The sequence below is a fragment of the Flavobacterium amnicola genome, assembly GCF_004122165.1.
Taxonomy (GTDB): domain Bacteria; phylum Bacteroidota; class Bacteroidia; order Flavobacteriales; family Flavobacteriaceae; genus Flavobacterium; species Flavobacterium amnicola.
In genome coordinates, this window is the sequence record NZ_SBKO01000006.1 from 12,625 (window position 1) to 32,621 (window position 19,997).

Here is a 19,997-nt window from a genome sequence, read left to right on the forward strand (position 1 = left end):
GATTGCTCAAGAAGGTTTTTTTTATGTTGTAGGAGGTTATTACAATTTATGCATATTTTCTGCTAAAGTTTCAATGAATTTAGAGATTGGACCTTTAATCATCATGGCCATCATCGCGTTAAATTCACCATCAAAATTCAATTGAATATCTGTTGAATCAGCAGTGGTTTCATTTAAATTAGCCGTTAAGGTAAAAGGCAATTTGCTTGATGCTGCTCCTAAAACAATTTTAGAATTGGCTACCGCTTCTTTTTTAACCAATTTTATTTCTGGCATTCCTTTTAAACCAAATTCGAAACAATTTTCATCAATTACTTCAAATTTTGCAATGTTCTCGGGCATTAATTTCTCAAAGTTTTTAACTTGAGACAATTCGTTAAACATATATTCGGCCGATTTTTGAACCGTAACTTTTGGACTTTCTAAATTCATTGCATTAGATTGTTAGATTATTAGACTTTTAGATTGTTAGAAAAACAATTTATATTTTTTGACGTTTACGAATAAAATTTATTACAAAAACTATACCTCAACACTCCACTCCGATGGATTTTTACGCCATTCTTTAAGCAAATCTTGTTCGTTTTCGGTAATGTATTCTTTGGCCACTGCCAAATCTAATAAGTTTTCGTAGTTGCTCAAGGTATACAAATCAACATTAGCATTTTTAAAATTGGTCGTCGCAATATCAAAACCATAGGTAAAAACGGCTGCCATCCCTTTGATGTTGGCACCTTCATTACGTAACGCCTCAACCGCCATTAAACTACTGTTTCCTGTGCTAATTAAATCTTCTACCACTACTACATTTTGTCCTTTTTGTAAAAAACCTTCCACTTGATTCAAGCGTCCGTGTTTTTTAGGTTCCGGGCGAACGTATACAAAAGGAAGTCCCAACTCCTGTGCAACAAGAATTCCAACTCCAATAGCACCTGTGGCAACCCCTGCAATAACATCGGGTTTTCCAAATTGCTTTTCAATATTCTTCGCAAATTCGTCTTTTATAAAATTTCGTATCGCTGGAAATGAAAGAATTACCCTATTATCACAGTAAATCGGAGATTTCCATCCCGAAGCCCATGTAAAAGGATTTTTAGAATTCAATTTAATTGCATTTATTTGTAAAAGCAATTCGGCTGTTTTGGTCGCTGTGTCTTTATTAAAAATCATACTGCAAATGTATAAAGTTTTTGTGAACGATAAACCTCTTTTCTTAACAAATCAAATTGTTAAAGAGACCGATTTTAAGTTTTTTTTACTTGAAAGCATTGACATTGAACAGCTTATTGTGAATTATTTTCAGAATAAAATTCAAAAGGCTTATTTGTACCATCCGGACGAAAAAGAAATTCTGAATACTTTAAAAACAAAAATAAAAGTCAACCATGCAGGTGGCGGATTGGTGTACAATAAAAAAGGAGAAGTGCTTTTCATTTTTAGAGGTGGAAAATGGGATTTACCCAAAGGAGGTATGAACAAAAATGAAGAAATTGAGAACACCGCTATGCGTGAAGTGGAAGAAGAAACTGGTGTTAATGGATTAGAAATCACACAAAAACTTCAAAAAACCTACCACATCTTCAAACGTAGTGGCAAATACCGACTTAAAATCACACAATGGTTTGAAATGCAAACTGACTTTGATGGAACTCCAGTGGGGCAAATCGAAGAAGGAATTGAAAAAGTGGCTTGGTTAAACCCAGATCAAATTGAAGACGCTTTAAAAAATTCATACGAAAACATTAAATTGTTGTTTGAAGAAGAGAAGAAACTGCAGGAGTAATTCTTTTTTTGACTTGAACAGGATTCAAAAAATACATTTTCATCAGCCCTTTGTTTTTTACAATAATTTCACCTCGATATTCACAATCAAAAGTATCTTTAACCAAGGCATAAGTACTTTCAGAAATATTAATTTTTCCTGATTCTGAATTGGATTCTAATCGAGACGCTATATTTACAGTATCTCCCCAAATGTCATAGGCAAATTTCTTAGTCCCAACTACTCCTGCCACTACCGGACCTGAATTTATTCCTAGACGAATTTCGAAAGAAGTCTCATTAAACGCATTCAACCGTCTTGTTTCTTCTACAAAAGAAGCAATTTCTATAGCGGCTTGTACTGTTTTTAAGGCATGGTCTTCTGTTGGAAAAGGCAACCCTCCAGCACACATATACGCATCACCGATAGTTTTTATTTTTTCCAACTCATACTTTTCAATAATTTCATCAAACTTTGAAAAATAAAAATCGACACTTTCGACTAGCTTTTCCGGAGGTAGATTTTCAGCATAATGTGTAAATCCATGAAAATCGGTGAATAAAACGGTAACCGATTGAAATCGTTTGGCTTTCACTTTTCCGTTCACTTTTAATTCTTCGGCAGTGCTTTCTGGTAAAATATTACGAAGTAAATCATCCGAACGTTTTCTTTCATAATCGATTATTTTATTGGTTTTTTGTACAAATTTATTGCGTCTGTACAAGCCAAATGCAACAAATGCAATACATCCTAAGGCTATAATAGTGGCAAAAACTACAATACGCTGGTTCTTTTTTTGTTGGCTTAGTAAATCTACTTCGGCTTGTTTTTGAGAAACTTCAAAATCAGTGCGCATATCTGCAATTTTTTGAACGGTTTCTAAATTCTTTAAACTGTCTCTGTAAATGATGTGATTTTGTAAATGGCCTAACGATTCCTTTGGTTTTCCTAATTTGTCATACAATTGGGATAACTTTAAGTTGGCTTCGCTGATTTCTTTTTTCAGACCATGCGTCTTGGCTAAAGACAAGCTGTTTATTAAATAATTTAAAGCTGCAGTTTTATTCCCTTTTTCCAAATAGATGTCCGACATGTACGTGAGGTATACACAAATAGGGTAATAATCTTCAATTTTTTCTAATAGTTTAATAGCTTTTGTAATGTTGATCTCTGCTTGTTTGTCATTTCCTTGTTTGGCATAAATCATTCCTAAATTCCCTAGAGCATACGCTTCACCACTTTCGTAGTGGACTTGTTTGAAAATAGTTTTGGCTTCTTCTGTTTTTTCTTTGGCCAATAGAAGATTTCCTGAATTAATATAAGCATCTCCAGAATTTAACAAAGTAGAAGCCAAGCCTATGGTGTCATTTGTTTTTCGTAGTATTTTAACGGCTTTAGCATAATAAATTTGAGCATTTTTTGAATTTCCAAATTCAGAATACACATCGGCAATCGTTGAATAAGCAAGACCTTGTCCGGTAGGCAATTTCGCTTTGGTGGCTGCATCTAAACTTTTAAAGTAGGATTCTAAAGCTTCCTTTAATTCTCCTAACAATCTAAGCTTATTGCCTTTTTGGATATAACCTCTATACAAATACAAATAGTTTTTTTCTTGATGAGAAAACAGAATAAGTTCCTCTGCAAACTTTATAGACTTTTGCAAATTGTTCGTTTCATTAAAAGATAAATTTCTAAGTAATTCCAATTTTTCGGTAGTACTTAGAAATTTATTTTTTTCGTAAATAACCAAGAGGCTATCTGCCACTTTTTGACTTTGGCAAACACAATTTATTGAAATCAAAAAAAACAAAATCTTTAAATTCGATTTACAAAAAAGCATGTTTTTATGGATTAACTATGATTTTAGGATCAATACTAAAAGACCCATTTCGACGATTTGCACCATTATAAACGGTAAAATTAATAGTGTATTCTTCTTCTTCTCCTTGTGTACTACTTGCTATAGTAGCAATTACTTTTTCAGGAGTACCATTATTTCCATTAATCACATTTTGATCAAAAATATTTTGTCCTCCAGTGTAATTAATCGAGGTTATATTAACTACATCCGTTGTAGGTGATGAACTCGACACCCCTTGCCAAGTAATGGTATCCCCTACATTGGCTTCGGTTGTATAATTTTCATTACTCACGCCATTTCCTTGTCCAAAGGTACAGTAGGCATCTACATTTGGATTTACAATACTTCCGGTGTTAACACTTAAAGTTACATTTACATTTGCCATAATTTGTTTGTTTTTTTAATTACTAAATATGTCTTTGTTTTAGAAAATATAGTTTATGCGCGTATTAGAATTTTAGGATCATGTACTTGCTGTCTTCCATTAACGCTATAAGAAATAGCATAATTAGCAGTGGTACCTTCTGGGTAATCACCTATTTGACCTATTAATGAACCATCAGGTTGTCGTGAGGGAGCTTGTTCAAAGACATCAAAATCTTTGATTTGAATTTCTAAAAGTTCATCTATTCCTGAGTTGGGAATAAGTTTCCATTTAATGGTGTCTCGCTTTGCAGCTCTTGTTGTAATGTGTGGACCGTTGCTTTGTCCATCATTTAATTCTAAACCACTTCCTGAGTCATCTAATCGGATTGTAATAACTAATGTTGCCATAGCAAATCGTATTAAGATTGTACTTAATTCTTGAAATACTAATTCGGGGAAAAGTGGGGATAAAAAATTTTGGAAGAAATAAAGGACAAATATAGCTATTTTTTAGTAAATTAGCATACTCATCTATCACATTTCCAACAACTTAAATAAATTATAAAAATTCACTCTTATGAGTCCAGAACTTAATTCTATTAATTGGAAAGAAATCTTGCGTCCGAAAAACATCATTCTAAATTTATTGGGAGTTATTTTTATTTCGCTTGCACTTAAAGGGTTTATGTTACCTAATAAATTTCTTGACGGAGGTGTAATAGGACTTTCTATGCTTCTGAACGAAGTGACTCATATTCCTTTTGCCGCACTCGTCTTGATTTTTAATATGTTTTTTTTGTTTTTAGGAAAACGAATACTGGGTAAAACCTTCGCGGTCCATTCTTTCATTACTTTTAGTTTAATAAGTCTTTGCACTTATTTGATCCATATAGAGAGTGTGACTTCCGACCCTATTTTGATTGCACTTTTTGGCGGATGTCTAATTGGTATTGGGATGGGATTATGCGTTAGAAGTGGATCTATTGCGGATGGTGTAGAAATTTTAGCATTGCTGGTGACACGAAAAATTGGACTCAATATATCAGAAGTCATTTTTGGCATCAACACGATTCTTTTTTTAGTTGCCGCTTGGGTATTTGGAATTACAACTGCATTTTATTCGATTGTAACCTATTTTGCTGCTGTAAAATCATTGGATTATATCGCTGATGGGTTAGAACAATACACCGCATTGAATATAATTTCTGCTAAAAGTGAAGAAATAAAATCACTCATTGTAACCAAATTTGGAAAAGGAATTACCGTTATAAAAGGGGAACGTGGCTACCTCCCTGATAGTTTTAATATTAAAACCGATTGCGATATAATTGTTACTGTTGTCACCCGATTAGAACTACTCCGAATTAAAAATGAAGTGAGTGAATTAGACCCCAAAGCTTTTATGTTTATTCAATACATTAAAGAAGCCAGCGGAGGAATTTTACGTTATAGAAAAAAACATTAGACAATGAATGACTGGAACAGCTTGTTTGCTTACATGCAAAATTGTCTACAAACAAAATTACCTCCCTATTTAGTTTATCACGATTGGAAACATACCAAACATGTAATAGAAATGGCCGAGCATATCGCTTTGTCTGAAAAAATAGCCCAAGAAGAAATTATCCTTATTAAAACCGCAGCCTTATTTCACGATGCCGGCTATCTCAATGAGATCAATAAAGGGCACGAAGAGAAAAGTATTGCAATGTCAAAAAAAATACTACCAGATTATGGCTATTCTTTAGATGAAATTGACCTAATTACCGGAATGATTGAAGCTACAAAAGTACCTCAACTTCCAAAAAATAAACTCGAAGACATTTTGGCGGATGCCGACTTGGAATACCTTGGCACCACTACTTTCAAAACCAGAGGAGATAAATTATTGGAAGAATTACAACATTTTCATCCCGAAATAAATAGAGAATCATGGGATAAAATTCAAATCGATTTTTTGCAAAATCATCATTTTCACACTTCATACTGTCTAAAAAATAGAGACCCTTTAAAACAATTGAATCTTAAAACGCTCAAAAAAACGATTACTTCAAAATCCTAAATACGGGATATTGCAAATGTGCTTTTTCGTAGTATTTTGAATTTTTATATATAAAATCCAATTGTGCATTGGCATCATTGGCAAAGGAAGCTTCTGCTTTCATTTTATCTTCTAATAGTTTTTTTATTTGCGGATTTTCTTTCAAAATCTGAACGGCTAAATCTTCAAACAAATAATCAGAATACCCTTCTTTTTGTTGCAAAATGGTATCAAAAAAATTCCAATTGAAATACGAATCCATCGCTTCTGGTTCTAACACTTCCACTAAAAACTTTACTACTTCAGGTTGCACTTCAAAAATATAGTCTCCTTTTCTAAACTTCTCTTTTACTAAGGTAGCGTTCACTTTTGTATTTCGATGCAAATAATGACCTTCATAGGCTGTATTGGACGTTTTATAGTCTTGAATGGTATAACTCTCCACTTCCATTAAAGTATCATTTTGAATACGCTTAAACGGACAACGATTCAATGTAAGCAAATCAATTACGTTCCACCAATTTTGGGGAATCACATAGGCTTTAGGAATCACAATTTCTTTCACCGATTTGTAATTAGGATAATAGGATATTGGCTTTTTAAAAGGTTTATTTCGGTCATAAAACAATCTGTTTCCAGTCGTTACTTCACTTTTTTTATACCCCGCTTCAAATCCTAAAAAGTCAAAACGAACCACCTTCGAGGAATCAATTACCCATTGAATAGGATACTTATCATTTGGTTTAAATTGCTTTTCATTTGCTTTTCGGGCCGATTTAATTTCGTTCGAATGCGACTCCACATAATTTAAAGTCGACAACATAAATTCGTAAGTCGCTTTTACGCGCTTTGCATAATCCTTCCACATATGTGTCTCCACTACATAACCAATACTATTAAACAATGAGGAGAACCCCGTAGTATATCGTGGGGCATCAAAAAATTGAGTAAAACCGTTATCGGGAGTTGTTCCCCAAACATTCACATAGGGACTTGTAGGTACTCCTTTGGATTCTAGTTCTTTTACAATAGAAGGAGTCATTTTAGTTTGCATAAAAGCCCCCAACTCCTTGCCTAATTTGCTTGGTTCGGTTTGAATATAAGTTAAAGTATATTGGTAATCGGCACCATTGCTCACATGATTGTCTATAAAGACATCAGGATTCAGTTGGTGAAATAACGCCACTAAACTTTTTGTGTTTTTGGCATCCGATTTTATCATATCGCGATTTAAATCAAAATTTCTTCCATTACCTCTAAAACCGTATTCTTCAGGTCCATTCTGATTCACTCTCGAGGTCGAATTTCGATTCAACATACCACCAATATTATAAACTGGAATGGTAACCAAAATAGTATTTTTCGGCGCTTTAATTTTTCCCAAGGCCAAATCTCTAAAAAACTGCATGGTGGCATCTGTCCCATCCGGCTCTCCTGCGTGAATAGCGTTGTTGATAAGGATAATCGATTTTGATTGTTGTAGTTGTTTAAAATCGAACGTTTTCTCAGAATGGAACGTTACCATATGCAAGGGCAAACCACTATCAGTTTCTCCAGCAATCTCCATTTTTACCGTTTCAAAATCGGCATCTAAAGCTTTAAAAAACTGAATGGTTTGTTCGTAATTGGCCGATTGGTTTCCATTTCCTTTTTCAAAATCAGTTACATATTTAGTATTGATTTGACTCACCATTGAAATAGAAAATCCTAAAAAAAGAAATAAAAAAAATCGCATCGCAGAAGTTTTCAAAAATGTAATCACAAATGTAAATAAATTAATGTCTTAGCCATTTATAAAAAATCCGATTTCCAATTCGTAATTTAAAAACTACCTTTGCCAAATGAATACATTCCATCATTCCAATAATGTTTTGCTCAATTTAGGTATCGAAAGCCTAAATGAAATGCAAGAAGTTGCTCAAGATGTCATCCTTAACGACAGCAATGTCTTATTACTATCTCCAACAGGTTCGGGAAAAACATTGGCTTTTTTACTGCCTATTTTCCAAATGTTACAAGAAGATAGCAATGCGGTTCAATGTTTAATATTAGTGCCGTCAAGAGAATTAGGATTGCAAATTGAACAGGTTTGGAAAAAAATGGGCACCCAATACAAGGTAAATGTTTGCTACGGTGGGCATTCTATCGAAACGGAAATTAAAAATTTAAGCAATCCACCAGCGGTTCTAATTGGAACACCTGGAAGAATTGCCGATCATATTGAAAGAGAAACCTTCAAAACCGACACTATTGAAACCTTGGTTCTTGACGAATTTGACAAGTCATTGCAATTGGGTTTCCACGAACAAATGTCTTATATCATTGGGAGATTGCCTAAATTAAACAAACGGGTATTGGTTTCTGCGACTTCTGATATTGAAATTCCGAAATACACGAGAGTCGTAAATCCGACTGTTTTGGATTTTATTCCAACGGAAGAAGAAAAAACCAATCTTTCGATGAAAATGGTTGTATCGAAAGAAAAGGACAAAATTAACAGTCTGTTTCAATTGATTTGTTCTTTACAATCGGAACAAGCCATTATCTTTTGCAACCATCGTGATGCTGCCGAAAGAATTAGTGATACTTTGACCGAAAAAGGAATTTACGCTACGTATTACCACGGGGGAATGGATCAAGAAGAGCGCGAACGCGCTTTGATTCAATTTAGAAATGGAAGTGTAAGTTATTTAGTGACCACCGATTTGGCAGCACGTGGATTGGATATTCCAGAGATGAAACACGTGATTCATTATCATTTGCCTTCCAAAGAAGACGAATTTACTCATAGAAACGGACGAACGGCGAGAATGATGGCTACGGGAACTTCGTATATTGTGGTTCATGAAAGTGAAAAGAAACTGGATTACATCAACTACGGAATGACCGTTTTGAATGTCGAAAACGCTACAACATTACCCAAAGCACCAGAATTCCAAACCATTTACATTAGCGGTGGAAAGAAAAACAAACTAAATAAAATTGACATTGTCGGTTTCTTTTCTCAAAAAGGAAAATTAGAAAAAGGCGATTTAGGATTAATTGAAGTCAAAGATTTCATCTCTTTTGCCGCTGTGAAATCTAAAAAAGTCAAAGACTTACTAAGTAATATTCGCGATGAAAAAATGAAAGGCAAGAAATTTAAAATTGAAGTCGCCAGAAAAGTCGTGAAGAAAGAAGAAGAAAATAATAAGCCTGATAAGTATTAACTATCAGGCTTTTTGCTTTTATTTGATTCTCACAGCATCAGGAACGAGTACTTTATAATCGCCACCATTCCTTATTACATCACGTACGATACTAGAACTTATAAACGACGTATTGGCTGCAGTTAGCAAGAATATCGTTTCTATCTTAGACAATCTTCTATTGGTATGTGCAATGGCTTTTTCGAATTCGAAATCGGCGGGATTGCGAAGACCACGAAGTATAAATTCGGCTTTTAACTTCTTACACAATTCAATAGTTAAGCCTTCATAAGTGATTACCGAAATGGTCGGTTTCTCTTTGAACGTTTCTTCAATAAAACGTTTGCGCTCTTCCAAAGAAAACATGTATTTTTTATCGGCATTCACGCCAATTGCAATGACAATCTCATCGAATAACGGAATACTTCTTTTGATAATATCCAAATGTCCTAACGTTAAAGGGTCAAAAGAACCTGGGAATACAGCTTTTCTCATAAATTATTTTTTTAGCGCTAATTCAATCGCATTCGAAAACAAATCTTGCAATGAAATTCCGGCTTCGCGAGCTTGCTGCGGAATCAAACTTTCTGAAGTTAGTCCTGGTATTGTATTCATTTCTAACATATGAGGTTCTCCTTTCACTAAAATATATTCACTGCGTGAAAATCCGCTCATTTTTAAAACTTCGTATGCTTTTTTAGCTACTTCACGCACTCTTTTTTCAATTTCAGGTGAAAGACGAGCCGGTGTAATTTCTTGTGATTTTCCTAAGTATTTGGCTTCATAGTCGAAGAAATCATTTTCGGAAACAATTTCAGTAATAGGCAATACAATTACTTCTCCCTGATAATTAATTACTCCAACTGAAACTTCTACCCCATCCAGAAAACTTTCAATGATGATTTCGTTGTCTTCTTTATAAGCATTTTCGACCGCTACTAAAAAATCTTCTTTTTTATGGACTTTCGAAATTCCGAAACTGGAACCCGATTTATTCGGTTTTACAAAACAAGGCAACCCTACTCTATCAATAATTTCATCGACATTTACAACATCACCAAGATTCAAATAAAAGGAAGTCGCCGTTTTGATTCCGTAAGGTTTTAAAACCGAAAGCAAATCACGTTTGTTAAACGTCAAAGCTGCTTGGTAATAATCACAAGAAGATTGTTTTAAACCTATTAATTCGAAATACGCTTGCATTAATCCGTCTTCTCCTGGCGTACCATGAATCGCATTAAAAACACAATCGAAAAGAATTTTGGTTCCGTTGATTGTGATTGAAAAATCGTTTCTATCGATTGGAAATTCATTTTCATTATCATCTACATAGACCCATTTTTCTTTAAAAATATGAATTCGATATCCTATGAATTTTGATTTATCTAAATTTTGATAAACTACGTTTCCGCTTTTAAGTGAAATTTGGTACTCGCTTGAGTAACCTCCCATGATGATGGCAATGTGCTTCATAAAAAATTATATAGTAAAACAAAATTATCATTTTTTTTCGGAACAAAACACTTTACAATTTTATTATCTTTGTCGAAATACATTTTTATGAGTTTACAAAAATTTCTTTTGAGCTTTACCTTTTTCAAACAAGTCTTTTTAGCCCTTCTTATTGTTTGCGCTACCTTGTTTTTGTTTATGTATTGGATTGGTTTTACGACCAACCATGGTCAGGAAATTACCGTTCCGAATCTTAGTAAAATGACATTAGAAGAAGCTGAAGACAAACTTGATGAGTTGGATTTAGACTATGAATTATTAGATACAGTCGATTACAATCCATCGTTCCCAAAATTGGCCATTGTCAATCAAGATCCAAAAGCAGGAAGTAAAGTCAAAGAAAATCGTGTGATTTATGTCAAAATAAATGCACAAGCCTATGCCAAAGTTCGCTTGCCAGAATTGGTTCAAAAAACCTACCGTCAAGCTGTTCCTACATTAAACGCATTGGGCTTGACTGTTGGTGATACTACCTATGTGCCTAATTTAGCCAAGGACATGGTACTGGAAATGAATATTAATGGTAAACCGATAAAAGCAGGTCAACAAGTATTAAAAATGACAAAAATCAATTTAGTACTTGGAGATGGAAAAATAGGTTTTGAAGACGAAGATCTTGAAAATACAAATCCAATTGATTCTACTGAAATTACAGATTAATGGGAATTACTTTTATTGAAAACGAGAAAGACGAATTAGAAGACGATTTATTCGAACATTATAAATTTATTTCACCCAAAGGACAATCCATCTTGCGTGTTGATAAATTCTTAATGCAATTGATCGAAAATGCAACGCGTAATAAAATTCAACAAGCCGCAGAAAGAGGTAATATTTTTGCTAATGGAATTCCAGTAAAATCAAATTACAAAGTAAAACCTTTCGACGAAATAAAGGTCATGCTTTCGCATCCTCCTTTCGAAAATAGAGTTGATCCAGAAAACATTCCGTTGGATATTGTTTATGAAGATGAATCGTTATTGCTTATAAATAAACCGGCTGGTTTGGTCGTACATCCTGGTCACGGAAATTATACTGGCACCTTGGTAAATGCCTTGGCCTACCATTTCGAAAATCTGCCCATGAATAGTAGTGAACGCCCTGGATTGGTTCACCGAATAGATAAAGACACTACTGGTTTATTAGTCATCGCCAAAACCGATCAAGCTATGGCACACTTAGCCAAACAGTTTGAAGACAAAACCACCGAAAGAGAATATATCGCGATTGTTTGGGGAAATGTTAAAGAAGATGCTGGAACCATTGAAGGCAATCTGGCCCGTCATGCCAAAGACCGCATGCAAATGGCCGTTTATGACGACCCCGAAATTGGAAAACCAGCCGTTACGCATTACAAAGTTTTAGAACGATTTGGATATATCACCGTTATTTCTTGTAATTTAGAAACCGGAAGAACCCATCAAATTCGGGCGCATATGAAACATATTGGTCATCCTTTATTTAATGATGAGCGTTATGGTGGCCATCTCATTTTAAAAGGAACAACCTTTACTAAATACAAGCAGTTTGTAGAAAATTGTTTTAAAATATTACCAAGACAAGCATTACACGCCAAAACACTGGGATTTGAACATCCAACCACAAAAGAATATATGCGCTTTGATACTGAAGTTCCACAAGATATGAAAGACTGTATTGAAAAATGGCGTAACTATTCTAAATCAAATGAGTTAGAAACAGAAGAGTAAGCGATATGGGACAACATTCTTTACGTGAAGATAAAACTTGTTTAAACTGCCAACATGTAGTAGAAGAACGATTTTGTCCCCATTGCGGACAAGAAAACAAACATACGAGAGAATCTTTTCATTATCTATTTACGCATTTTGTAGAAGATTTGACGCATTATGATGGTTCCTTTTGGAAAACCATCAAACATTTACTTTTCAGTCCTGCAAAGCTCACCAAGGAATACTTAGCGGGTAAAAGACAAACCTATGTCCCTCCTGTTAAATTGTATATTTTTATCAGTTTTGTAACTTTCTTTTTACTTTCCGTACTTCCTGTTTTCCAAAGTGATGACAATTCAATTGTAAAAGTCACTAATACCGATCAAAACAAAGATTCCAATACCAAAAAAATATCGGATGTAATAGCTATTGGAGAAATTAAAAGTGTAGCAACGCTCGATTCGATTCAAAAATCACTGCCAAAAGAAGAAAAATTCAATGCTGTTGAATATTGGATTATGAAAAAAATAGCCAAAATAAGCGAGCACAATACTTTTGAGGAGTTTAAATACAAATTCGTTAAATCCATCTATCAGAATTTACCAAAAGTAATTTTCATGTATTTGCCAATTTTTGCTTTCATCCTTTGGCTATTTCACAATAAAAAACGTTGGTATTACTACGAGCATGGTGTATATACCTTTCATTACTTTTCAATGCTTTTGCTCTCTTTTAGCCTTTTTATGTTATTGAGTTGGGTTTTGAGTTGGTTTGGAAAAAACAACACCACTGAAATAATTTTAGGCATTGCTTCGGTAACCATGTCATTCTGGTGGATTTTTTACTTTTTCAGATCCCACAGAAGAATGTATCTCGAAACTAAATTCATTTCGCGACTAAAAGTCAGCTTAATGTTTTTAATTAATTCAATATTCATCGCAATTTTTCTAGTTTTATTGATTGCCTATAGCGCTTTAAATGTTAATTAAATCTAATAATTCTTGATAATTTTTATCCTTTTAGTTACATTCGTGTATCAAATGTTTTAAAATGAAAAAGAAACTATTTTTATTAGGACTACTTTCAATTGCTTTTGTTAGCTGTAAAGCTCAAAATTCTGTTACAAGTATTTCAAGTGTAGGCAAAGAAGCTTCAGCTGAGGATTATATCAAAACAATCACACAAGAAGATTTAAAAAAACATTTATATGTAATTGCATCGGATGCAATGCAAGGCAGAAATACTGGTGAAGCCGGACAAAAAGAAGCAGGTAAGTACATCATTGAACAATACAAAACTGATGGTATTCCCTTCCCTAAAGGAGCAAAATCGTTTTACCAACCCATACCAGCATCCTTTTTCCAAAAAGCTTTTAGTCCAAAACTAGGCGATTCTGAAAACATTTGGGCATTTATTGAAGGTTCTGAAAAACCGGAAGAAATTGTGGTTGTTTCTGCACATTATGATCATGTGGGAATGAAAAATGGTGAAGTATATAATGGTGCCGATGATGATGGATCTGGAACAGTGGCATTAATTGAAATTGCACAAGCCTTCCAAAAAGCTAAAAATGAAGGAAAAGGACCGAAACGATCAATTTTGTTTCTACATGTAACTGGGGAAGAACATGGACTACATGGATCAAGATACTATTCTGAAAATCCTTTATTCCCATTAGTAAATACTGTTGCCGATGTTAACATTGACATGATTGGCCGCCGTGACGAACGTCATAAAGACAGCAATAATTATGTATATGTGATTGGTTCCGATTATTTGTCTTCGGATTTATATGACCTTACCGAAAAAGCAAACAAAGATTTTGTCCAGCTGGATTTGGATTACAAATACAATGATAAAAATGATCCGAATCGTTTTTACTACCGTTCTGACCATTATAATTTTGCAAAGCACAACATCCCTTCAGTTTTTTTATTTAATGGAACACACGAAGACTATCACATGCCTACCGATGATCCTGAAAAAATTGAATATGATGCTTTAGCAAAAAGAGCCCAATTAGCTTTTGCCATTGCTTGGGATTTGGCCAATAGAGACAAACGACCAGTTGTAGATAAACTATAGAAACAAAAAAAAGCGTTGAAAATATCAACGCTTTTTTTATTTGCTTAAGGGTGAAAGACGGGTCTCGAACCCGCGACCTTCGGAACCACAATCCGACGCTCTAACCAACTGAGCTACAATCACCATTTATTCGCTATACAAACTCCGTTTAGAATCTAAATTTCGTTTGCGAGTGCAAATATAGCGCAAAAGTTGAGTTTTGCAAAAGATTTTTTTACAAAATTAAATTAAATCTCCTAAACTATTGACAGCCAAATATCTTTCTACCGTAAATCCTTCGGCATACTCCGTCCCAATTAGCCTCCCAAAGTCTTGCGCACGGTATTTCACACTGTCTAAAAAGTTTTTTGAAGTAATTGGTGTTTCAGGTTCATTCGTATTCGGGTTGTAAAATTGAGAATCATACGCCAGGATTGCCTGTATTTTTATATCCATAAAACCCGTAACATCGACCACAAAATCCGGTTCAATGTTTTTCCACTGAATATAATGATAGACTAATTTTGGTCGCCAAGGTTGCTGTATTTTACCATCACAACTCGTTTCAATTTTTAACAAACCGGATAAAAAACAAGCATCCGAAACCAATTTACTTCCTTTAGAATGGTCAATATGTCGGTCATCAATAGCGTTACACAATACGATTTCAGGTTGGTATTTTCGAATCATTCGAATGACTTCCAATTGATGCTTTTCATTATTTTTAAAAAAACCATCACGAAAATTTAAATTCTCACGAACCGAAATATTCAAAATTTCGGCAGCTTTATTCGCTTCTGCATCACGAATTTCGGCAGTGCCGCGAGTTCCTAATTCTCCACGAGTTAAATCGATAATTCCTACTTTTTTACCGAGTGAAATTTCTTTGGCTATGGTAGCAGCGCAACCTAATTCTACATCATCAGGATGCGCGCCGAAGGCTAGTATATCTAATTTCATTATAAAATTTGTTTCATTGTTTTGGCTTTATTCACCGTTTCTTCCCATTCGTGTTCTGGATGACTATCTTTAGTTATTCCACAACCAATAAATAAATTGGCTCTATTATCTTCTATTTTCATACAACGCAAATTCACATACAAATCGGTAGCAGTATCATTGGTGGCATAATCTAAATTGATTTCACCCAAAAACCCCGTATAAAATTCTCTATCATAGCCTTCGTTTTGTTCAATAAAGGCTTTAGCTAAATCTTTGGGCAAACCACAAACGGCGGGTGTGGGATGCAAAATATCAATTACATTTTTTAAATTACTATCTTGATTTAACACCCCTTCAATATCAGTACGAAGGTGAAGTAAATTACCTGCTCTCGTTGTATAGGGTTCCGAAATTTGAACTTCTTTGGTTTCTTTTTTTAATTTATCGATGATGAATTCGGTGACAAATTCTTGTTCTTTACGCTCTTTGCTTTTCCATAAAACTTCCTCATCCCCTTTAAATGCTTGCGTTCCTGCCAAAGCCATTGTTTGAAATTTGTATTCTTTGGCTTTAAACAATTGTTCTGGTGTAGCGCCCATCCACAAACCTATTTTAGGATGAAACCAGCAATAACAAAAAGCAGTCGTATAATTATGAATCATTTTCTCAAAGGTAGTTTCCAAATCGAAGCCTTCAACTTCTACCGTTTCTTTTCTTGAAACCACAATTTTATTAAAAATACCTGCCTTAATCACTTCAATTCCTTTTGCTACAAGGGATTCAAATTTTTCTTTTTCTTCCAGTAATGTCTCGACTTGATGCGTTGTCTCCGTAGAACTTTCAAAATAAATATTATTGAATTTTACTTCCGATTTATCGAAGGGAAAACAAATGGGAACACCAGAAAATGGAGCAAATACAAACCCTTTCTCTGTAAAATCTTCAGAAAAATACAAATGATCGTCTTTTTGAAAAATTCCGATTAACGTTTTCGAATTGGGTTTTCGATAAATAACAAACGGTAAATGCAGCTTTTGCTGAATTTTTACCCTTTCAAAAATAGATTTCATTGTTTTAACGTTTAGGTAAAACCATATTTGACAGTTTACAAAGCGAAATCAAATTATTTTGTTCATCTACAATTCTTATTTCCCATAGATGAATAGAACGTCCTTTATGAATTATTTTGGCAGTTGCCGTAACCAATCCTTCTCGTTTACTTTTTAAATGATTGGCAGAAATCTCGATACCACGAACTTCTTGTTTTTCAGTATTTATAAACATAATGGAAGCTGCACTTCCCACACTCTCGGCGAGAGCCACCGTTGCCCCTCCATGCAATAAACCCATAGGTTGATGAACATCTGGTGTAACGGGCATTGTAGCAACTAGGAAATCTTCCCCGGCATCCGTAAATTTTATATTTAAGGTTTGCATCAAAGTATTTTGACACATTTTATTGCAAATACGAATAACTTCTTCTTTATTAAAGTTCATGTTTTAGGATTAGTGACTCAAATTTACGAAAAATAGGATTAAAATTCGAGATAGCAGAATAAAAAACAATTTCATTCGTTTATAGTTTTTCACTATTTTTATCCGAAATAAATCAAAAACAATGCGCATTTACTTTTCCTTAATTATAATTATTTTAACAACATTAACTTCTTGTAGAAAAGATTTCGACACGGTACCCAGTACTGGAAATCTTCAGTTTTCAAAAACAACGGTGTATTTAGACACTGTTTTTACAGGAATTGCCTCAAGTACTTATATGTTGAAAGTCTATAACAGAAGTGATAAAGACATTTCCATCCCAAGTATTGCTTTGGGAAAAGGAGCAAGTTCCAAATACCGATTAATGGTAGATGGAAGATCGGACAATAATGGTAAATTATTCACCAATGTTGAGCTTTTAGCCAAAGACAGTATGTTTGTCTTTATTGAACAAACGGCCGACATTATTGATGCCAATCCAACCGATTTGTTATACACTGATGAAATTTTATTCGACTCAGGTGCTTACCAACAAAAAGTCAATTTGGTGACATTGATTCAAGATGCCATCTTTTTATATCCTGATAGAACGCCAATAAGCGGTGGCGGATACAGCTATGAAAACCTACAATTAGATGATACTGATCCTGAAAGTAAAATTTATGGATTTGAACTTTCTGGAGGCGAATTGCATTTTACAAAAGACAAGCCTTATGTCATTTATGGCTATGCAGGAGTCAAATCGGGGGATGTACTTACCATTGACCCTGGCGCTCGTGTTCATTTTCATGATCAATCGGGGATTTTTGTAAAAAATGGCGGAAGTATTCAAGTCAATGGAACTATTTCTACTACCGAATCTTTAGAAAACGAAGTGATTTTTGAGGGCGACCGACTGGAACCTAGCTTTTCAGAAACTCCAGGGCAATGGGGAATTATCTATTTGGCAGAAGGAAGTACTAATAACGCATTCAACCACGCCACCATCAAAAATGCTACCGTTGGAATATTTGTAGATAATCAAGATGCGACAACTGTTCAAATTAAAAATACTCAAATTTACAATGCTTCCAATTACGGAATCATTGCTCGAAAAGGAAAAATAAACGGTGAAAATATTGTAATCAACAAATGTGGTCAATCGAGCTTGGCCTGTATTTTAGGTGGAAGTTATGATTTTACGCATTGTACTTTTGCCAATTATTGGTCAGGTTCCCGACAAAGTCCAGCGGTTTATTTAGACAATACCTATAAACAAGGTGATGCTTTATTTGTTTCGCCTTTGGTACAAGCTAATTTTACCAACTGTATTATTTATGGATTAGGCAACATTGAATTGGGTTTAAAAAGAGATTCTGACACCTCAATTGCCTTTAATTATAACATCAATCATTGCTTGATCAAATTTTATGATCCTAGCGGCCAATTGAACACCAATCCGCTGTACACTCCATTTTTGAATGACAACAGCAATTTGATTGCGACCAATATCAATTCGAGAGATCCAAAGTTTAAAAATTCAGTTAAAAACAACTTAAGAATTGGTTTAACTTCTGCGGCTAAAGCTAAAGGAGATCCCGCGTTTATCATTGCACAAGATGCTGATGGCAAAACCAGAACCTCTCCCCCTGATTTAGGTGCTTATGAACATTTGAATGAATAAAAAAAATCCCGAGCAATAACTCGGGATTTTTTATTTATAAATGAAGTTTGTTTTAAAATACAAACATGGCTCTTTCGCTCATCATTTCGTTTACCTCATCGGCAACTTGTTCCAAAATTTCTTCGTTGGTATGATTCATTAACACTCTGTCGATAAAATCAACCACCGTTTCCATATCACTTTCTACCAAACCACGAGTAGTAATAGCAGGAGTTCCCACACGAATTCCCGAAGTCACAAATGGCGATTTGTCATCAAAAGGAACCATATTTTTATTTACCGTAATTTCAGCCTTCACTAATGCGTTTTCTGCTTCTTTTCCAGAGATATTTTTATTGCGTAAGTCAATCAACATCATGTGATTGTCTGTTCCACCTGAAATGATATTGTAGCCTCTTTTTACAAAAGCTTCTGCCATTGCCTGTGCATTTTTTTGCACTTGTACGGCATAACGAAAAAACTCGTCTGACAAACACTCTCCAAAGGCTACAGCTTTGGCCGCAATAATATGCATTAATGGTCCACCTTGATTCCCTGGAAAAACCGACATGTCCAATACATGACTCATCATTCTGATTTCGCCTTTTGGAGTGGTTAATCCCCATGGATTTTCAAAATCTTTACCCATCATAATCATACCACCACGAGGACCACGCAATGTTTTGTGAGTAGTTGTGGTTACAATATGACAATGTGGAATTGGGTCATTCATCAATCCTTTGGCAATTAAGCCAGCAGGATGCGAAATATCGGCGATTAAAAGCGCGCCAACTGAATCGGCGATTTTACGAAAACGCTCAAAATCCATATCACGAGAATACGCTGATGCTCCTGCAATAATTAATTTCGGCTGTTCTTTAGTCGCTATTTCTTGAATTTTATCATAATTTAAAACACCTGTTTCGGCATCCACTCCATAAAATACTGGATTGTATAATTTTCCTGAAAAATTAACTGGAGAACCATGAGTCAAGTGACCTCCATGAGACAAATCGAATCCTAAAATTTTATCACCTGGCTTTAAACATGCAGCAAAAACAGCTGTATTGGCCTGAGAACCAGAGTGCGGTTGCACGTTCACATAGTCGGCACCAAAAAGTGCTTTTGCTCTATCAATAGCAATTTGTTCTACAACATCAACCACTTCACAACCTCCATAGTATCGTTTACCGGGATAGCCTTCCGCATATTTATTAGTTAAGCAAGAACCGGCTGCTTCCATTACCTGATCACTTACAAAGTTCTCAGAAGCAATCAGTTCAATACCATGAATCTGTCTGTCTTGTTCGTCAAGAATTAAGTCAAAAATTTGTTCGTCGCGTTGCATTTCTTATAAATTTGTTAAATCGTGTTCAAAAATACGAAAAGTGTTTGGTATAATCCCAATAGAAACTATATTTGAACTATCAA

General features: G+C 34.6%; 21 protein-coding genes and 1 tRNA gene. 9 read left to right on the plus strand and 13 right to left on the minus strand.

Annotation, left to right across the window (positions count from 1 at the left end; genetic code table 11):
* Positions 1–39: 39 nt before the first annotated feature.
* Both EQG63_RS11400 and pyrE read right to left on the minus strand, forming a co-directional pair.
* Positions 40–432: an SRPBCC family protein gene (locus tag EQG63_RS11400; RefSeq protein WP_129436504.1), complete on the minus strand. Its 393-nt coding sequence runs from the start codon at positions 430–432 to the stop codon at positions 40–42.
* A 90-nt stretch (positions 433–522) separates the two neighbouring features.
* On the minus strand, positions 523–1,170 hold the full coding sequence (gene pyrE / locus EQG63_RS11405) for an orotate phosphoribosyltransferase (protein ID WP_129436505.1): 648 nt from the start codon (positions 1,168–1,170) through the stop codon (positions 523–525).
* 7 nt (positions 1,171–1,177) lie between these two features.
* Between pyrE and EQG63_RS11410 the strand changes: the two genes are divergently transcribed.
* A complete protein-coding gene (locus EQG63_RS11410; protein ID WP_129436506.1) occupies positions 1,178–1,783 on the plus strand; it encodes an NUDIX hydrolase in 606 nt (201 codons plus the stop codon).
* Here the strand turns inward: EQG63_RS11410 and EQG63_RS11415 are convergent.
* The 3 genes from EQG63_RS11415 to EQG63_RS11425 all read right to left on the minus strand — a co-directional run bounded on the left by EQG63_RS11415 (position 1,743) and on the right by EQG63_RS11425 (position 4,397).
* A complete protein-coding gene (locus EQG63_RS11415) occupies positions 1,743–3,527 on the minus strand; it encodes an adenylate/guanylate cyclase domain-containing protein (RefSeq protein ID WP_235827832.1) in 1,785 nt (594 codons plus the stop codon). The genes EQG63_RS11410 and EQG63_RS11415 overlap by 41 nt on opposite strands.
* A gap of 79 nt (positions 3,528–3,606) precedes the next feature.
* On the minus strand, positions 3,607–4,008 hold the full coding sequence (locus EQG63_RS11420; protein ID WP_129436508.1) for an AidA/PixA family protein: 402 nt from the start codon (positions 4,006–4,008) through the stop codon (positions 3,607–3,609).
* Between the two features lie 53 nt (positions 4,009–4,061).
* Positions 4,062–4,397 (minus strand): hypothetical protein, encoded by a 336-nt coding sequence (locus tag EQG63_RS11425; RefSeq protein WP_129436509.1) that lies wholly within the window; start codon positions 4,395–4,397, stop codon positions 4,062–4,064.
* Between the two features lie 169 nt (positions 4,398–4,566).
* Between EQG63_RS11425 and EQG63_RS11430 the strand changes: the two genes are divergently transcribed.
* A complete protein-coding gene (locus tag EQG63_RS11430) occupies positions 4,567–5,454 on the plus strand; it encodes a YitT family protein (protein WP_129436510.1) in 888 nt (295 codons plus the stop codon).
* Positions 5,455–5,457: 3 nt separating this feature from the next.
* Entirely contained in the window at positions 5,458–6,051 is a 594-nt protein-coding gene (locus EQG63_RS11435; protein WP_129436511.1) for an HD domain-containing protein, read from the plus strand.
* On the opposite strand, the gene EQG63_RS11440 is transcribed toward EQG63_RS11435, so the two are convergent.
* On the minus strand, positions 6,035–7,765 hold the full coding sequence (locus EQG63_RS11440) for a M14 family metallopeptidase (RefSeq protein ID WP_129436512.1): 1,731 nt from the start codon (positions 7,763–7,765) through the stop codon (positions 6,035–6,037). The genes EQG63_RS11435 and EQG63_RS11440 overlap by 17 nt on opposite strands.
* A gap of 106 nt (positions 7,766–7,871) precedes the next feature.
* Here EQG63_RS11440 and EQG63_RS11445 point away from each other — a divergent pair, with 106 nt between their 5' ends.
* Positions 7,872–9,239: a DEAD/DEAH box helicase gene (locus tag EQG63_RS11445; RefSeq protein ID WP_129436513.1), complete on the plus strand. Its 1,368-nt coding sequence runs from the start codon at positions 7,872–7,874 to the stop codon at positions 9,237–9,239.
* Between the two features lie 18 nt (positions 9,240–9,257).
* Here EQG63_RS11445 and coaD read toward each other — a convergent pair whose 3' ends face one another.
* Together coaD and EQG63_RS11455 are read right to left on the minus strand one after the other, a co-directional pair.
* Positions 9,258–9,713: a pantetheine-phosphate adenylyltransferase gene (coaD, locus tag EQG63_RS11450; RefSeq protein WP_129436514.1), complete on the minus strand. Its 456-nt coding sequence runs from the start codon at positions 9,711–9,713 to the stop codon at positions 9,258–9,260.
* 3 nt (positions 9,714–9,716) lie between these two features.
* Positions 9,717–10,691, minus strand: a complete 975-nt coding sequence (locus EQG63_RS11455; protein ID WP_129436515.1) for a D-alanine--D-alanine ligase — start codon at positions 10,689–10,691, stop codon at positions 9,717–9,719.
* Positions 10,692–10,778: 87 nt separating this feature from the next.
* Here EQG63_RS11455 and EQG63_RS11460 point away from each other — a divergent pair, with 87 nt between their 5' ends.
* The 4 genes from EQG63_RS11460 (at position 10,779) to EQG63_RS11475 (ending at position 14,506) form a co-directional block, all read left to right on the plus strand.
* A complete protein-coding gene (locus EQG63_RS11460; protein ID WP_129436516.1) occupies positions 10,779–11,390 on the plus strand; it encodes a PASTA domain-containing protein in 612 nt (203 codons plus the stop codon).
* Positions 11,390–12,439 carry an RluA family pseudouridine synthase gene (locus EQG63_RS11465; RefSeq protein ID WP_129436517.1) on the plus strand — a complete coding sequence of 350 codons (1,050 nt, stop codon included), beginning with the start codon at positions 11,390–11,392 and terminating at the stop codon, positions 12,437–12,439. Before EQG63_RS11460 ends, EQG63_RS11465 begins: the two co-directional genes overlap by 1 nt.
* Positions 12,440–12,444: 5 nt before the next feature.
* The gene (locus EQG63_RS11470) at positions 12,445–13,410 is read left to right on the plus strand and encodes a DUF3667 domain-containing protein (protein WP_129436518.1); all 966 of its coding nucleotides are present in this window, start codon (positions 12,445–12,447) and stop codon (positions 13,408–13,410) included.
* Positions 13,411–13,471: 61 nt separating this feature from the next.
* A complete protein-coding gene (locus EQG63_RS11475) occupies positions 13,472–14,506 on the plus strand; it encodes a M28 family metallopeptidase (protein ID WP_129436519.1) in 1,035 nt (344 codons plus the stop codon).
* A 48-nt stretch (positions 14,507–14,554) separates the two neighbouring features.
* Here the strand turns inward: EQG63_RS11475 and EQG63_RS11480 are convergent.
* From EQG63_RS11480 to EQG63_RS11495, 4 genes are all read right to left on the minus strand, one after another.
* Positions 14,555–14,630: transfer RNA gene (locus EQG63_RS11480), tRNA-His, on the minus strand.
* A gap of 98 nt (positions 14,631–14,728) precedes the next feature.
* Positions 14,729–15,445: a bacillithiol biosynthesis deacetylase BshB1 gene (gene bshB1, locus EQG63_RS11485; protein ID WP_129436520.1), complete on the minus strand. Its 717-nt coding sequence runs from the start codon at positions 15,443–15,445 to the stop codon at positions 14,729–14,731.
* The gene (locus EQG63_RS11490) at positions 15,445–16,497 is read right to left on the minus strand and encodes an isochorismate synthase (RefSeq protein WP_129436521.1); all 1,053 of its coding nucleotides are present in this window, start codon (positions 16,495–16,497) and stop codon (positions 15,445–15,447) included. Before EQG63_RS11490 ends, bshB1 begins: the two co-directional genes overlap by 1 nt.
* Positions 16,498–16,501: 4 nt before the next feature.
* Positions 16,502–16,924, minus strand: coding sequence for a PaaI family thioesterase (locus EQG63_RS11495; protein ID WP_129436522.1), 423 nt, complete (start codon positions 16,922–16,924; stop codon positions 16,502–16,504).
* A gap of 121 nt (positions 16,925–17,045) precedes the next feature.
* Here EQG63_RS11495 and EQG63_RS11500 point away from each other — a divergent pair, with 121 nt between their 5' ends.
* On the plus strand, positions 17,046–18,587 hold the full coding sequence (locus EQG63_RS11500) for a hypothetical protein (protein WP_129436523.1): 1,542 nt from the start codon (positions 17,046–17,048) through the stop codon (positions 18,585–18,587).
* A 52-nt stretch (positions 18,588–18,639) separates the two neighbouring features.
* Here EQG63_RS11500 and glyA read toward each other — a convergent pair whose 3' ends face one another.
* Complete coding sequence (glyA, locus tag EQG63_RS11505; RefSeq protein ID WP_129436524.1) at positions 18,640–19,914, minus strand: serine hydroxymethyltransferase; 1,275 nt, start codon at positions 19,912–19,914, stop codon at positions 18,640–18,642.
* Positions 19,915–19,997: the final 83 nt, after the last annotated feature.